At 72.3% G+C, this 14,934-nt stretch carries 15 protein-coding genes and 1 pseudogene; 14 read left to right on the forward strand and 2 right to left on the reverse strand.

Annotated elements, in window-relative coordinates:
• Positions 1–100 precede the first annotated feature (100 nt).
• Positions 101–667: a hypothetical protein gene (locus tag ACFYXM_RS17245; protein ID WP_389290094.1), complete on the forward strand. Its 567-nt coding sequence runs from the start codon at positions 101–103 to the stop codon at positions 665–667.
• A gap of 275 nt (positions 668–942) precedes the next feature.
• Here the strand turns inward: ACFYXM_RS17245 and ACFYXM_RS17250 are convergent, their stop codons facing one another.
• On the reverse strand, positions 943–1,773 hold the full coding sequence (locus tag ACFYXM_RS17250) for an acyl-CoA thioesterase (protein WP_389290095.1): 831 nt from the start codon (positions 1,771–1,773) through the stop codon (positions 943–945).
• Positions 1,774–1,779: 6 nt separating this feature from the next.
• Positions 1,780–2,664 (reverse strand): SIS domain-containing protein, encoded by an 885-nt coding sequence (locus ACFYXM_RS17255; RefSeq protein WP_389290096.1) that lies wholly within the window; start codon positions 2,662–2,664, stop codon positions 1,780–1,782.
• A 186-nt stretch (positions 2,665–2,850) separates the two neighbouring features.
• On the opposite strand from ACFYXM_RS17255, the gene ACFYXM_RS17260 reads away from it, so the two are divergent.
• The 13 genes and pseudogenes from ACFYXM_RS17260 to mmuM all read left to right on the forward strand — a co-directional run bounded on the left by ACFYXM_RS17260 (position 2,851) and on the right by mmuM (position 14,894).
• Positions 2,851–3,651 (forward strand): DeoR/GlpR family DNA-binding transcription regulator, encoded by an 801-nt coding sequence (locus ACFYXM_RS17260; RefSeq protein WP_389290097.1) that lies wholly within the window; start codon positions 2,851–2,853, stop codon positions 3,649–3,651.
• 659 nt (positions 3,652–4,310) lie between these two features.
• Complete coding sequence (locus tag ACFYXM_RS17265; protein WP_389290099.1) at positions 4,311–5,312, forward strand: MBL fold metallo-hydrolase; 1,002 nt, start codon at positions 4,311–4,313, stop codon at positions 5,310–5,312.
• Between the two features lie 114 nt (positions 5,313–5,426).
• Positions 5,427–6,977, forward strand: a complete 1,551-nt coding sequence (locus ACFYXM_RS17270) for an ATP-binding protein (RefSeq protein WP_389290101.1) — start codon at positions 5,427–5,429, stop codon at positions 6,975–6,977.
• A complete protein-coding gene (locus ACFYXM_RS17275) occupies positions 6,974–7,399 on the forward strand; it encodes a roadblock/LC7 domain-containing protein (protein ID WP_351518691.1) in 426 nt (141 codons plus the stop codon). Before ACFYXM_RS17270 ends, ACFYXM_RS17275 begins: the two co-directional genes overlap by 4 nt.
• Positions 7,396–7,749, forward strand: a complete 354-nt coding sequence (locus ACFYXM_RS17280; RefSeq protein WP_389290103.1) for a DUF742 domain-containing protein — start codon at positions 7,396–7,398, stop codon at positions 7,747–7,749. Before ACFYXM_RS17275 ends, ACFYXM_RS17280 begins: the two co-directional genes overlap by 4 nt.
• Positions 7,727–8,341 carry an ATP/GTP-binding protein gene (locus ACFYXM_RS17285; protein WP_389290105.1) on the forward strand — a complete coding sequence of 205 codons (615 nt, stop codon included), beginning with the start codon at positions 7,727–7,729 and terminating at the stop codon, positions 8,339–8,341. The genes ACFYXM_RS17280 and ACFYXM_RS17285 overlap by 23 nt, the downstream gene beginning before the upstream one ends.
• A complete protein-coding gene (locus ACFYXM_RS17290) occupies positions 8,338–9,669 on the forward strand; it encodes a cytochrome P450 (RefSeq protein WP_389290107.1) in 1,332 nt (443 codons plus the stop codon). The genes ACFYXM_RS17285 and ACFYXM_RS17290 overlap by 4 nt, the downstream gene beginning before the upstream one ends.
• A 104-nt stretch (positions 9,670–9,773) precedes the next feature.
• Positions 9,774–10,172 (forward strand): cell division protein SepF, encoded by a 399-nt coding sequence (locus ACFYXM_RS17295; protein WP_389290108.1) that lies wholly within the window; start codon positions 9,774–9,776, stop codon positions 10,170–10,172.
• Positions 10,173–10,474: 302 nt separating this feature from the next.
• A complete protein-coding gene (locus ACFYXM_RS17300; protein ID WP_389290109.1) occupies positions 10,475–11,824 on the forward strand; it encodes an ATP-binding protein in 1,350 nt (449 codons plus the stop codon).
• Between the two features lie 2 nt (positions 11,825–11,826).
• Positions 11,827–12,195 (forward strand): nucleotide pyrophosphohydrolase, encoded by a 369-nt coding sequence (locus ACFYXM_RS17305; RefSeq protein WP_389290111.1) that lies wholly within the window; start codon positions 11,827–11,829, stop codon positions 12,193–12,195.
• A 124-nt stretch (positions 12,196–12,319) separates the two neighbouring features.
• Complete coding sequence (locus ACFYXM_RS17310) at positions 12,320–12,856, forward strand: DUF6099 family protein (RefSeq protein WP_389290113.1); 537 nt, start codon at positions 12,320–12,322, stop codon at positions 12,854–12,856.
• Between the two features lie 53 nt (positions 12,857–12,909).
• Positions 12,910–13,739, forward strand: a pseudogene (locus ACFYXM_RS17315) (LLM class F420-dependent oxidoreductase).
• Between the two features lie 162 nt (positions 13,740–13,901).
• On the forward strand, positions 13,902–14,894 hold the full coding sequence (gene mmuM / locus ACFYXM_RS17320; RefSeq protein ID WP_389290115.1) for a homocysteine S-methyltransferase: 993 nt from the start codon (positions 13,902–13,904) through the stop codon (positions 14,892–14,894).
• Positions 14,895–14,934: the final 40 nt, after the last annotated feature.

Raw genomic sequence — 14,934 nt, forward strand, 5'->3', positions numbered from 1 at the left:
GCCGGTACCGGCCCGGCGTTCGGGGGAGTTGTCGGGGCGTACGGGCGCCCGGTCCGGGGGTCGCTGGTCTCGTACAGGTTCGTCGGCCATACTGCCCGCCGTGGAGCAGCGCATAGATCCGAACACCCAGCCCGGGTACGCAGCGGGGACAGACCCGGCGTACATCCCCGGCCTCACGGCCCCCGTCACCGCCGGAAAGCCGGCGCCGGTCCGAGGACGGCAGGAACAGGAACAGGAACAGGCGGAGGAACCGGCGCCCGCCGCGATCGCCGTCGACGACGCCCCCGCCGAGTCCGAGTCCGAGGCCAAGTCCGAGGACGAGTCCGAGGCCGACGGCGCGGCGCCGGAAGCCGACAGGAAGGAGAAGAAGGGCCGACGGGCCGAGGACGGGCCGGTGTTCGAGGTGAGCGACCGCCGCGGGGCGATCACCGTGAACCACGAGGGCGTCCGGTTCCGGCTGGACGACCAGCAGGCCGACTTCGACTGGGACGAGATCGGGGCGGTCGAGGTGAAGATCCCTCGGTTCGGGCGCCGGTTCACCGTCACGGTCCACCTGGCGACCCGCCGGTGGTTCAACGCCGAGGTCGAGGCGTCTGCCAGGAGCGACCTCAAGCAGTGGGCGGAGCAGCTCGACGCGGCGCTCGACGCCTACTTCGAGGAGTCCTGAGACCGGACGGTGCCCCGTGGGGGGCCGGAACGCACGCCGGCCCCCCACGGCCACGGAACCCGTCCGTCACCGCCGCGGCACTCGACGCACCGGGCGAGGTCGTGGACCGTCCCGATGCCCGCGCGTCCCGCGCAGCACATCGAGCAGATGCGGCCACGCGCGAGCCCCGAGCGCCGCATCCGCGGCCGCTGAGCCCCCGTACAGGAAATGCGCGGACGTGGGTGCCGGTCCCTCGCCGGGGAAGCGCGGGCGGTGACCGGCGTCGGGGGCGCCGATCAACCGCACGGGCAGCCCCGCTGCCCTGCGGCGGGCCGCCCCGCTGCCCTGCGGCGGGCCGCCAGTTCCTCCGCGTGGGGGAGGGAAGGCCACATCGCGTCGTCCCCGCCAGCGACGAGCACGAGGTCGGCCGGGGAATCCTCCACCGTGATCGCCGCCGCCCCGGCCCGGTCGGCGAACGTGCGGCGGCTGCGCTCGTACAAACCGCGTACGGCGACGGGGGCACCCTCCGGCGGGGCGGGGTCCGGGGCCCAGGAGCCGTCGTAGGGGACGAACGGCAGCGGCTCTCCCCGCCAGGTCCACGAGGAGCGGTACGGCCGCTCCCGGCCGTCGCTGCCGGGCCCGACGTTGGCCCAGGTCAGCGAGGTGGGCGAGACCGCCACCACGGCGTCGATGCCGGGCAGCAGCACGGACAGGTGCAGGGCGGCCTCGGCGCCCTTGGACGTACCGAGGACGCCGATCCGCCGGGCGCCGTACGCGCGGAGCACCTCGATCGCGGCAGCGAAGGTCTCCAGCGGGATCTCGCAGATGCCGGGCGGCTGTCCCACTCCGCCGAACCAGCGGAAGGACAGCGCGGTCATGCCCTCCCGGGCCAGGAGGCGGCACCGCTCGGTCTCGATCCGCCCGCTGGACCCGGAGAGCACGAGCACGCCGACGCCGGCGTCGGCACCGTCCGTTCGTCCGTCCGTTCCCCCGTCCGGGGGCCGGTTCGCGGGCATGGCGAGGAACCCCTCGCGGACGCCCGGACGGGGCGGGACGTGAGGGGCTCCGTCGACGGCCTCTCGCGCGCCCGGGTCCGGAACGCCGAAGGCGCGCTCGACGATGTCCACTGGCCGTCAGTCGTCCGTGAGCACGACCGAGCGGGTCAGGTGGCGCGGGCTGTCCGGGTCCAGGCCGCGGGCCGTGGCGCGGGCGACCGCCAGGCGCTGTACGCGCACCAGATCCGCCAGCGGGTCGAGGTCGCTCTCCACCCAGCGAGCACCCGTCGCGAGCAGCTGCTCCGACAGGCCCTCGGGCGCGGTGCCGAACATCCAGGTCGCGGTGGTGTCGGTGGCGATGCTGATGGGACCGTGACGGTACTCCATCGCCGGGTAGGACTCGGTCCAGGAGAGCGACGCCTCCTTCATCTTGAGCGCGGCCTCGTTGGCGAGCCCCACCGTCCAGCCCCGGCCGAGGAACGTGAACTGGGTGCAGTCCAGCAGGCCCTCGGGCAGCGGCTCCGCCAGCGCGGTCTCGGCGTCGCGCACCACGTCGTCGGTGTGCAGGCCGAGGTGGGCGCGGAACAGGGTGAGCGCGGTGGTGGCGAACCGGGTCTGCACCACCGACTTCTCGTCCGCGAAGTCCAGGACGACGACGTCGTCGGTGGCGGTCATGACCGGGGTGTCGGGATCGGCGGTGACGGCCACGGTGCGGGTGACGCCGCGGAGGCGGTCGAGCAGGTCCATGACCTCGGTCGTGGTGCCCGAGCGCGTGAGCGCGACGACGCGGTCGTACGCGCGCCCGAAGGGGAACTCCGAGGCGGCGAAGGCGTCGGACTCGCCCTGCCCGGCCCCCTCGCGGAGCGCGGCGTACGCCTGGGCCATGTAGAACGAGGTGCCGCAGCCGACGATCGCGACGCGCTCACCGGCCACGGGCAGGACGCCCGCCTGGGACCCGGCCAGTTCGGCGGCGCGGCGCCAGCACTCCGGCTGGCTGGCCGTCTCGATCTCGACAAAAGACACTTCATGCACTCCGAAGTCGTAGAACGATGCTCGTTCATGCACGCTATACGCGCGATGCGAGCATTATCAAGCATCCGTTGTGTGGAATGCCTGACCGGACAGGCCCTTGTGCGACGCTTGCGCATGTCCGGTGACCGTACCCACGGGGATGGGGGCCCGAAGCCCGGGATCGTGAGGAGAACTCTCTTGTCCAGAGAAGCCCGGTGGAACGCGCTGCTGGAACTCGTCGGCGAGAACGGCCGGGTGGAGGTCGAGGACGCCGCCGCCGCGCTGGACGTCTCGGCCGCGACCATCCGTCGCGACCTGGACCAGCTCGCCGAGCAGCAGCTGCTGACGCGCACCCGTGGCGGCGCGGTCGCGCACGGCGTGGGCTACGAACTGGCCCTGCGGTACAAGACCGGCCGGCACGCCCCCGAGAAGCAGGCCATCGGCCGGGCCGTCTCCGGACTGGTGGCGGTGGGCGAGGTGGTGGGGCTGACCGGCGGCACGACGCTGACCGAGGTGGCCCGCTCGCTGGCGGTGCGTTCCGACGTCGTCGGCGACACCGCGGCCGGGCCGGGCGGCCAGCCGGCCCTCACCGTCGTCACCAACGCCCTCAACATCGCCAATGAGCTGGTGATCCGTCCGCAGATCAAGATCGTGGTGACCGGTGGCGTGGCCAGGCCGCAGTCGTACGAGCTGACGGGCCCGCTGGCCAGCGGCGTGCTGGGCGAGATCACCCTGGACGTCGCCGTGCTGGGGGTCAACGCGATCGACACCGAGGGCGGTGCCTACGTCCACCACGAGGGCGAGGCCAGCATCAACCGGCTGCTCGCCCAGCAGGCGCAGCGGGTCGTCGTGGCGGCCGACTCCTCGAAGATCGGCAAGCGCGCCTTCGCCAGGGTGTGCGACCTCGGGCAGATCGACTTCCTCGTCACCGACAAGGGGATCACGGCCGAGGCCACCGCCCGGTTCGCGGAGGCCGGGGTGACCGTCGTGGCCGTCTGACGTCCCCAGCATCCATCCGCAGTTCCGTCGTGCGTCGCGCCCGTGAGCCTGTATGGAGGCCGCCGTGTTGGTAGATGCTCGGTAACCAGAGAAATGAGCAACTCTTGCCATTCAGGTGCACCGTCGTGAACCACTGGGCCTGTCGCCGCGAAGGGATGCGGTGGTGTGGAACTCCGGACCTGCCGGAAACCGCCGTGACGCCGACATCGCCTACCGGGTGCCGGAGGCCGGTGGCTCGCGTGGTGGTGGCGACACCCGGATCAGGCGAGGTTCTGTCGCTTTGTGCGCGACGGCGGCGTCACCGACACCTCGTCGGTCGCCGCCCGGATGAGCGTGGCCGCCGGTGTGCTCGTGCGCTCCCTGCGCGCCGCGCCCTTTGCCGAAGGAGTCGCAGCGTCAGTTTTTGGTCATGCTCGGTGGGTAATCGGCGTCGGCGGGTTTGACGACCGCCCGGAGATGCTTCGCTGTGATGCGTGATGGCTCCGGGGGAGTTGATGCTATTCACCCGGTAAGTCCCATGCCGGGATTCGAGGTGTCGGTTTCTCAGGGTCACCAGGTCGCCACCGTGAGAGTTCGATGTGATCGATTTCACGCCAATGTGACGCATTGGTGGCCGACTTCGAACGCGTGGCCGGATCACGGTCGGCATAATCGCGTCCATGTCGATCACGGGTGGAGACGTCGTTGATCTGGGGCGGGGCCTGTACGCATGGCTCCCGCCGAAACGGGGCTGGGGGCTGGCGAACTGCGGTCTGCTCGTCTCACCCCGCGGCGCGCTCTGGATCGACACCCCGTACGACAGAACGCTGGCCGGCCGGTTCCTGGCCGAGTCGACCGCGCTCCTGCCCCACGGCGTCTCCATCGACCGGGTGATCGTGACCCACGCGAACGGTGACCACTTCTGGGGCGCGGGTGTGCTCCCGGACGCGGAGATCATCGCGACCCGCGAGGCCCGCGAGCACATCCATTACGAACCCACGCCGCAGCAGCAGCACGCGCTCGTCACCGGCGGCGACCGGAAGTCCCCGCTCGGGGACTATCTCGCGCGCCACTTCGGCCCGTTCGACTGGTCGAGGACCGAGCCCGTGCACCCGACGACGTACTTCACCGGCGAGCTCGAACTGACCCTGGGCGAGTACCCGGTCCGGCTCACCGCCCTGCCCCCCGCCCACACCACCGGCGACCTGATGGTCCATCTGCCCGAGCAGAAGGCCGTGTTCAGCGGGGACATCATCTTCTCCTCCACCGCGGCCCGGCCCGGTGACCACGCGGTGCACTGGGCTGGCCCGCTCGACAACGTGATCGCGGCCTGCGAACAGGTCCTCGCCACGGGCGCCGGGACCATCGTTCCGGGGCACGGACCGGTGCTCGACCGCGCCGGGGTGCGCGAGCACATCGTGTACCTGGAGTACGTGCGCGAGCGCGCCCACGCCTTCCACACCGCGGGCGTCCCCGCCCTGGAGGCGGCCCGCCGGGTCATCGGCGAGGGCCGCTATCCGGAACTCGGGCTCCCCGAACGGCTGGTGGTGACCATCGGCAGCGAGTACCGGCAACTGGACGGCTCCGAACTGCCCGGAGTGCTCCAGGTGATGAGCGATGTCGCCGTCGTCGCCAGGGAACTGGAGCAGTCCCGCGAGCAGGTGGGTACGGCCGAGCAGTGAGCAGAGTCTCCGCGGCCGTTTCCGCCGGACACCGGTCCGGGCAGCCGGAGGCCCGGTCCGGCCGAAGACCCACGTGGCCGACGACCGGTCCGACGACAGGGATGTGGTGACGGCATGGGATGGATCGTGGCGCTGATCGCTGCCTTCGTGGCCGCGGCGGCGGGCGTCCGCGTCCGGGACGTGACGCGTTCGGAGCACCTGGCGCTGGCCCGCGCCGAGATGGCCGAACGACAGGCGAAGGCCGCCGAGGCCCGTACCGCCGCCCTCGCCGACGAGATCCGGCAACTGGCCCGCCGTCGCATACCCGCCGCCGCGCTCGCCCTCTCCCACCCCACCGCGCCGGTCCCCGGGCTGAGGGAGCCGGCCGAGATCGACGGCGAGGCCGCCCGGCTGCTCACCGAGGCCGTGCAGGCCGCCCGCGCGGCGATCGTCGAGGAGCGCGGACGGGTCGACGCCGCCGCCCGCGCGGCGATGCGCGGCACCTCCGCGAAGATCCAGTCCCTGCTCAACCAGTCGCAGCAACTGCTCCACGAGCTCCAGCACGAATACGACGACCCGCGGATCCTGCAGCTCGACTTCCGCAACGAACTGGCGTTGCGGCGCACCCAGGCCACCGCCGTGCTGTGCGACGCCTGGCCAGGGCTCGCCCGCCAGAACTCGCCGCTCGTCGAGATCGTGCTCGGCGCCCAGTCCCGCGTCGCGGGCTACGAACGGATCAAGGTCGCCAACCATCTGCGCGACGAACGGCTCGCGCTGGTCGCCCGCGCCGCCGAACCCCTCGCCATCGCGCTCGCCGAACTGCTGGCCAACGCCACGGCGTACTCGCATCCCGACACCGACGTGCAGGTGACCGTCCAGCAGAGCGGGGGACGCGGGGCGTTCCTGGTCGTCGACGACGGCGGCATCGGCATGGACGACGACCAGCTGGAACGGGCCCGCGGCCTGCTGGCCGGCCGGTCCGAGGTGCTCCTGACCGAGCTGGGCGACCCGCCCAGGACCGGCTTCGCCGTCGTCGGACGGCTCGTGGCGCAGTACGGCTTCGACTGCCACATCGAGGCGTCGCCGTTCGGCGGCATGCGGACGATGTTGCGCGTCCCCGCCCACCTGCTGACCGTGCTGGAGGACGACCACAGCCTGTCCGCGCTCACGCCGGCACCGATCCGGTCCCACGGCCCGGCGTCCGGCCCGTCACCGGCGTCCGGGACGGCGCAGGGCCCCACGGCGCCCCCCGGGTCCGCGGTGTCCTCCGGATCCTCCGGTTCCGCGACCGGGCACACGCCCGTCGCCGCGGCCACGGCTTCGCCCACCACCTCCGCCTCCACCGAGTCCTCCGCCCCCGACTCCGCCTCCGGGCAGGTGTCCGCCTCCGCCGGGCAGCCCACCGGGCTCCCCACCCGCCGCCGACGCTCCCCGAGACCGGCCCCGGCCCGTTCCGCCACGGCGGCCACCCGGGACCGCGAAAGCGTGCCCCGTACACCGGAGCAGGCGGGGGCTTCCTGGGCGGCACTCCAACAAGGCACCCTCAACGGCAGGAGTTCGACCGGACGGGCGGCCGCCGCGCCCGCACCGGACGGCCGTGCGCGCCACAGCCCCGACGACGAGCACAGCCACCACGACCACGAGCACCACCACGACGGCCAGGACGACCAAGGAGACGAGACGTGAGCGCCCCCACCCCCACCACTGGTGACCTCGCCTGGGTGCTGACCCCCCTGCTGGAACTCCCCGGGGTCCAGCACGCCGTGGTCGCCACCGGTGATGGCCTCGTCGAGGGCGCGTCGCCCGGCCTCGACCAGGCCTCCGGCGAGCGGGTCGCCGCCATGACCGCCACGTTGCACGCCGCGGCCCGCGCGTTCACCACCGCCTTCACCGACGTCCAGTCGCCGCACCTGGCGCAGACGGTCGTCGAGTCCGACCAGGGCTTCGCCATCGTCGTACCGGCCGGGAACAACACCACACTCGCGCTGTTCGCGGAGCCCGGGGCCAAGCTCGGCGACATCGCGTACCAGATGCAGGTTCAGGTCAGCGCCCTGATCCGGGCGATGAACGCGCCCGCCCGCCGACCGGACACCGCCGACCGGCCATGACCGTCGGCCGAGGACGCCGCCTGATCCCCGCCTATCTGGTCACCGGCGGCCGGTCCCGGCCCGCCGGGCCCTCGCTCGACCGGCTCGCCGTACTCGTACGCACCGACACGGCACTGCCCCCGGACACCGGTTCCGAGCAGCGCAGACTGTGCGAACTGCTGGAACCGGGCGCGCTCACCGTCGTCGAGTGCGCCGCCCACCTGGATCTGCCGGTCAGCGCAACCGTCTTCCTGGCCACGGACCTCGCGGCCGCCGGACATCTGCACACCCGACCGCCCATCCCCAGCGCAGGGGAGATCGACCGGTCGCTCGTCGAGAGGCTGCTCGTTGGACTCCGCTCCCTCCACTGACCGCGCGGGCGTCGGCTATCTGCCGTCCGCCGCCCGAAACCTGATGAAGATCGTCGTCACGGGTCCGTTCGGCGTGGGCAAGACCACGCTGATCCGTACGCTCTCGGAGATCGCCACGCTCCACACCGAAGAGGCGATGACCCAGTCCAGCACCCGGTTCGACGACACCGCGGGTCTGCCGGACAAGACCACGACCACCGTGGCCGTCGACTTCGGCCGGCTCACCGTCCTCGACGACCTGGTGCTCTACCTGTTCGGCACCCCGGGCCAGCAACGGTTCTTCCCGCTCTGGGAGGACATCGCGCGTGGCGCGCTCGGCGCACTCGTCCTGGTCGACACCCGCAGGCTCGCCGACTCCTTCGCGGTCATGGACATGGTCGAGGAGCAGGGGCTGCCGTACGCCGTGGCCGTCAATCGCTTCCCCGACGCCCCCGCCCACAGCGACGAGGTCCTCCGCAAGCACCTCGACCTCGCCCCCGAGACCCCGCTGGTGCAGTGCGACGCACGCGAACGCCGCGGCAGCATCGACGCGCTGATCGCACTGGCCGAGCACGTGCTGACCCGACTGCCCCGCCCCGAGGACGCGTCATGACACCGTTCGTACAGCCTCCGCAGCCCCTCGCGCTGTACGGCCCGGACTTCGCCGCCGATCCGCAGGGGCACTACCGGCGGCTGCGCGAGCACGGCCCGCTCGCCCCCGTCCGGCTCGCCCCCGGCATCGACGCGCTCCTGGTCATCGACTACCAGGCCGCCGTCGACCTGCTGCGCGACACCCACACCTTCACCAAGGACCCGCGCGCCTGGCAGGCCACCGTCCCCGAGGACTCACCGGTCCTGCCGATGCTCGGATACCGACCCACCGCGCTGTTCAGCGACGGCCAGGTGCACGCCCGCTACCGCGAGGCCATCAACGACGGCCTCGCCCTGATCGAGCCGCACGTCCTGCGGGCCGAGGTCGCCGGGGTCGCCCGCCGCCTGATCGGCGAGTTCTCCGCCACCGGCAGCGGGGACCTGATCGCCCAGTACGCCCGACGGCTCCCGCTGCACGTCTTCGTCACCTGGTTCGGCGTGGCCCCCGGCGATGCCGAGCGCGTCGTCGACGGCATCGCCGGGATGTTCAACTCCGCCGAGAACGCCGCCACCGCGTACGCCGATCTCGTACGCGTCGTCACCGATCTGGTCGCCGCCCGGCGTGCGCGGCCGCGCCGCGACCTGACCTCGTACCTCCTCGCCCATCCGGCGGGCCTGGACAACGACGAGACGGTACGTCAGATCACCCTGCTCATGAGCGCCGGTCACGATCCGACGACGAATCTGATCGGCAACGCGCTGCTGCACATGCTCACCGACACGCGCTACGCGGGTTCGCTGCACGGCGGTGCCATGACGGCGCACGAGGCGATCGACGAGGTCCTCTGGCAGGACCCGCCGCTGGCCAATCTCTCGGCCCACTACCCGCGCCACGACACGGAGTTCCACGGTGTCCGGCTGCGCGCCGGACAACTGGTCCTGGTCTCCTACGCCGCGGCCAACACCCTGTCCGGGCCCGGCTTCCCTGCCCCGGGCACCCGCTCCGGATCCGGCGCCCACCTGGCCTGGTCGGCCGGTCCGCACCGGTGCCCGGCGAAACAGCCGGCGCTGCTCATCGCGATGACCGCGATCGAGCAACTCACCAGTCAGCTGTGCGATGTGGAATTGAACATTCCGGTCGACGGTCTGAAGTGGCGTCCGGGACCCTTCCACCGTGCCCTTGTGAGGCTTCCGGTACGTTTCACTCCTGTCGAGATGAACGCGGCCATGGAGCCGACGGACGCGGCCACGGCGCCGGACGACGCAGCCGACATCGCGCACGACCTCGCACGAGGTGCCGCGCACGACCTCACGCGGGAACGCCCGCCGGCGGCGTCGCTCGGTCCGTGAACCGTGTCGGTAGTACGCCGAACGGGTGAGGGGCGAGAGAATTGCCCGATGAACAGCGGGCGCAGCGGGCGCAACGCCGATCGAAGTACAGACGGGGTGGTCCGGTGAGCAGGTATGACAGGTACGACGTCACGGACGAGCAGTGGGAGGGGCTTGCCCAGGTCGTGCCTCTGCGCAGCCGCAACGAGTGGCCGTCCAGGGTCGATCACCGCACGGTCCCGGACGAGATCCCGGAAGCCGAACAACGGCGCCTCGTCGTGATCCGGGTCCAGGTCTTCGCGGACGCGCGCGAGGTCGCGGAATACCTGGTCGCGCAGGTTCCGGTGCTGCTCGACCTGACCAGCGCCGAGACGGATGTGGCCAAGCGCATCCTGGACTTCACCAGCGGGGTCGTCTTCGGACTGGGCAGCGGGATGCACCGGGTCGACCGGAACGTCTTCCTGCTGTCGCCCGAGGGTATGGAGGTCGAGGGAGCCGCGGCGGCGGGCCTTCCGGGTTCGTAGGGAGGGCCGGCCCCCGGGTTCGTGGAGGGTGGGCGGCAGCGGTGCGCGGGCGCCGGTCGACCGGGTGTGCGACGGTCGCGTGGCGGGTGGAGTGTGGTTGTGCCGGGGCGGGGCGGGGCGGGTTCGGGGTGGGGCGTCGGGTGTGCGGGGGTGGTTCGGGGCGGGGTGGCTCCGGTGGGGGCAGGTCCCTCGATCGAGGGAATAGCGGCTGTGCAGGATTGCCGCGGCAGACGTAGCCCGATCGTAGGAAGGTCCGTCCGGCGGAACGATTCTGCTCTGTGTGGTCTGCATACGGTCCGCCCATGACTGCACTCCGCCCGGGTGTCACCACCCCGCCGCCCGTTCCCGGTACGTCGGGGCCCGGTGCCGTCGCCAGCGCGGGGGTGCCCGGCGACGAGGGCGTCCGCGTCCGTACCGGCCCGGTCGTGCGGCCCGCCGGGGACGCCGGGACCGTCGTGCGGGCCGTCACGGGCGAGCCGGATTCCACCACCGAGTCCCTCCGCCACGCCGGAACCCGCCGTTCCGACGGTTCCGTCCGGGCCGCCGGGCCGGTGGTGACCGAACTGCGCCTTTCCGCGTTCGCCGCGCACCGGGGCGCCACGTTTCCCATCGGCCCGGTCACGCTCTTCACCGGCCCCGGAGGCAGCGGCAAGTCGAGCGTTCTGCGGGCGTACGAGGCACTGGCCCGGCTGGCCGGAGGGGATGCGCTCGGCGAGGTGTTCCCGGATCCGGCGGGCTGTGTGCCGGAGGGCGCCGCGGCTGATGCGCAGGGGCGGCGAGGGTTCCGGATCGGCTGCACGACGGACGGCCCGGCGGGGCCGGTGCGGCTCGATGTCGCCGTCCAGGCGGAACCCGCCCTCCGCATCGTCGGCGAACGTCTCACGGGTGGCGGTGAGACGCTGCTCACCACCGCGTTGCGCGATCCGGGCCGTTCGATGGTCCAGGCGGCCTGGCACACGGCGGGCACGGTCCCGGTCACCCGGGCACCGCTGCCCGACGACCGGCTCGCAACGGCCCTGCTGCCCTTGCGCGTGGCGGGCAGGACCGAGGGACAGTTACAGGTCCTGGCCGCCGCGGAACAGACGATCGTGGCCCTCCGGTCCGTCTTCTCCTGCGAACCGCGGCCGTCGCGGATGCGCGCCCCGGTCCCGGCGGGCGACGACCGGCTGCGCCGGGGCTGCGACAACCTCGCGGCGGTGCTGGAGCGCACGCACACGCGGTGCGTCCGCCGCCACGCCCGCCTGGTCGCGGCGGCTCGCGCCGGCTGCGCGCGGCCGGTCACCGCGCTGGATGTCGAACGGTCGGCGGACGGGCTGGTGCGCGCCACGCTCGGCCGTGACGGCGGGGGCACCACACCGCTCGGCCGACTCGGCGACAGCGAGCTGAGGTACCTCGCGCACGCGCTGGTACTGCTCATCGGCCCCGGGGCGCTGGCAGTGGACGCCGTCGGGGAAGTGCCGTCGGCGATGCAGACACTCACCGTGCTGGCCGACGGATTCGACCGCGACCTGGACGGACGGCAGTTGCGCGGACTGCTGGATCTCGCGGTGTCGGTCGGCGTGACCGGGCACATCGGGCTGGTGGGCACGGTCACGGAACGGGGGGCGGCCGGGGCCAGGGGGACGGCCGGGGTGACGGTGGTAGACCTGTAACGGTGACAGAACTTGATGTACGTGCCCTGCAGCGACGACTTGCCGCGTTCGCGGCCGCGCGGGACTGGGAGCAGTACCACACCCCGAAGAACCTGGCGATCGCCCTGAGCGTCGAGGCGTCCGAACTGGTGGAGATCTTCCAGTGGCTGACGCCGGAGGAGTCGGCGCGGGTGATGGAGAGCCCCGGCACGGCGCACCGGGTGAGGGACGAGATCGCGGACGTCCTCGCGTATCTGCTGCAGTTGTGCGAGGTGCTGGGGGTCGACGTGCTGGCGGCACTGTCGGAGAAGATCGACCGGAATGAGATCAGATTTCCGGTTCCGGAGCGCCACGAGGCCGCCGAATCCCAGGATCGTCACTCTTCGGAGTGATCGACTTATCCACAGTTGAATTCGTGTCCACAGATTTCCGAATTCCTCTGGCCATTCGGTGCTGGTGCCCTCACTGTGGGTAATGGATGAGTTGAGCGGCTTTTCGTACGGACGGGGGTAACACATGGAAGCGGAGCGGCTTGTGGGAGTCAGCCGGCGTGCGCTGGCGCAGAGCCGGGGCACGCCGGACATCATCGCCGAGGCGTGGCAGGCCCAGGCGCTCGCCCAGGCGATCGGCAGCCGACTGGCTGCGGAAGGTCCGAAGGAGTTACGGGGCGAGGCGCGCGGGCTCAGCGAGATCGGTGGCAGGAGCGGGGGACCACTGGACCATCCGGCGGCTCGGGCGCAGGTGGCCAGGGCGGCCCAGTTGTGCGAACTGGCCGATCCCCGGGCGACGTTGACGGGATTGGGCGCGCTGCTCGGGGAGGTGGGGATGGCCCTGGTCGGGGTGGCGTGCGAGACCGACGAGCAGGCGCTCTACTGGCAGTGCATGGAGGCGATCGACGCGGCCGACGAGTCGATGGACCGGGTGCACGGAATGCTGCGACGCCTCGACGAGCACGAGCGTGAACGACAACAGGATCTGGAGCGCGGCCGGGAGCGGGACGGCCCGTACGGGGCGGTGGGCGGGCCGGCCGCATCGGTGAAGGGCCGACCGTGAGCGACGCGGTCGTCGACGTCCACGACCGGCACCCCGAGGTGCAGGATGGATGCATGGATCTTCGAATCTTCACCGAGCCCCAGCAAGGGGCGAGCTACGACACCCTGCTCGCCGTGGCCAAGGCGGCCGAGGACCTCGGCTTCGACGCCTTCTACCGCTCCGACCACTACCTCCGCATGGGGCCGGGTGACGGGCTGCCCGGGCCGACCGACGCGTGGATCACCCTGGCCGGGCTGGCGCGCGAGACCAGCCGGATCCGCCTCGGCACGCTCATGACGGCCGGGACCTTCCGGCTTCCCGGCGTGCTCGCCGTCCAGGTCGCGCAGGTCGACCAGATGTCGGGCGGGCGTGTCGAGCTCGGACTCGGCGCGGGCTGGTTCGAGGAGGAGCACAGGGCCTATGGCATTCCGTTTCCCAAGGAGAAGTTCGGCAGGCTGGAGGAGCAACTGGAGATCGTCACCGGACTCTGGGCGACCGGGATCGGCCAGACGTTCAGCTTCGACGGCACCTACTACCAACTGACCGACTCGCCCGCGCTGCCCAAGCCCGCGCAGGCCAAGGTGCCCATCCTGGTCGGCGGCCACGGCGCGAGGCGTACGCCGAGGCTGGCTGCTCGGTACGCGGACGAGTTCAACATCCCAACGCCCTGGTCGTCTGCGTCGGCAAGAGCGACGCGGAAGTGGCGCGCCGTGCCTCCGCCATCGGCCGCGAGGTGGCGGAGCTGAAGGCGAACGGGCTCGCGGGCTCGCCCGCCGAGGTGGTCGACAAGATCGGCCGGTACGCGGCGATCGGGTCGTCCCGTATCTACCTCCAGGTCCTGGACCTGGAGGACCTGGAGCACCTGGAGCTGATCTCCTCCCGGATCCAGCCACAGCTCGGCTGAGACGGCCTCCGGCTCGTACCGCCCGGCCGGACAGCGGCCCCGGCGCTGACGCGGAGCGGACGGTTCGGGCCCGGCAGGCCGGCGGGCACCGTCGAGGCCCGGTCGTCGAGGCCGGTGGTGGGAAGAGGCCGAGGTGAGGCCCGGTCGATGAAGGAGGTCACCGTGCAATCCGTCCGACGACCGGTCGAGGGGGCGCCCGCCCGCGGACTCGGAGACGCGCTCTCCCGGGGGACGGTCCTGCTCGACGGCGGTCTCTCCAACCAACTGGAGGCCCAGGGCTGCGACCTGTCCGACGCCCTGTGGTCGGCCCGGCTGCTGTCGGACGGGCCGGAGCAGATCGTGGCCGCGCACACGGCCTATGTGCGGGCGGGTGCGCAGGTGCTCATCACGGCGAGCTACCAGGCGACCTTCGAGGGTTTCGAGCGGCGAGGGATCGCACGGGCCGGGGCGGAGGAGCTCTTCGCCCGCAGTGTTCGCCTCGCGCGGCGGGCCGCGGCCGGGGCCGATCGGCAGATCTGGGTCGCCGCCTCGGTCGGCCCGTACGGGGCGATGCTGGCGGACGGCAGTGAGTACCGGGGCCGTTACGGGCTTTCGGTCCGGGAGCTGGAGCGGTTCCACCGGCCCCGGGTCGAGGCACTCGTCGAGTCCGGGCCCGATGTGCTGGCGCTGGAGACGGTGCCGGACGTCGACGAGGCCGAGGCGATGCTGCGCGCGGTGGAGGGGTGCGGCCTGCCCGTCTGGCTCTCGTACAGCGTGGCGGGGGGCCGCACCAGGGCGGGGCAGCGGCTGGAGACGGCCTTCGCCCTGGCCGAGGGGCGCGACCAGGTCCTTGCCGTGGGGGTGAACTGCTGCGAGCCGGCGGACGCGGACCGGGCGGTGCGGGTGGCGGCGGAGACGGCCGGGAAGCCGGTCGTCGTCTATCCCAACAGCGGCGAGCGGTGGGACGTCCGGAGCCGGGGATGGACGGGCGGTGCCACGTTCGACCCGGGGAGGGCGCGGTGCTGGCGGGACGACGGGGCCCGGCTGGTGGGCGGGTGCTGCCGGGTCGGACCGGCGACCGTCGCGGAACTGGCCGGAATGCTCGACGCCGACGCCGACGCCGAGCGTGCGGAAGGGAGGAACGACCAGGAAGGACGGCAGCGTCGAGGCACCTGAAAATGCTTGGTGGTGGGCGAGTGGACCGGACCATACTCGT

Source organism: Streptomyces sp. NPDC002476 (assembly GCF_042889785.1).
Classification (GTDB): Bacteria; Actinomycetota; Actinomycetes; order Streptomycetales; family Streptomycetaceae; genus Streptomyces.

Coding starts and splice junctions, on each gene's coding strand:
- ACFYXM_RS17280 (WP_389290103.1), top strand. CDS start 7,396: ATGACCGTCGGCCGAGGACGCCGCCTGATCCCCGCCTATCTGGTCACC.
- ACFYXM_RS17300 (WP_389290109.1), top strand. CDS start 10,475: ATGACTGCACTCCGCCCGGGTGTCACCACCCCGCCGCCCGTTCCCGGT.
- ACFYXM_RS17310 (WP_389290113.1), top strand. CDS start 12,320: ATGGAAGCGGAGCGGCTTGTGGGAGTCAGCCGGCGTGCGCTGGCGCAG.
- ACFYXM_RS17270 (WP_389290101.1), top strand. CDS start 5,427: ATGGGATGGATCGTGGCGCTGATCGCTGCCTTCGTGGCCGCGGCGGCG.
- ACFYXM_RS17265 (WP_389290099.1), top strand. CDS start 4,311: ATGTCGATCACGGGTGGAGACGTCGTTGATCTGGGGCGGGGCCTGTAC.
- ACFYXM_RS17290 (WP_389290107.1), top strand. CDS start 8,338: ATGACACCGTTCGTACAGCCTCCGCAGCCCCTCGCGCTGTACGGCCCG.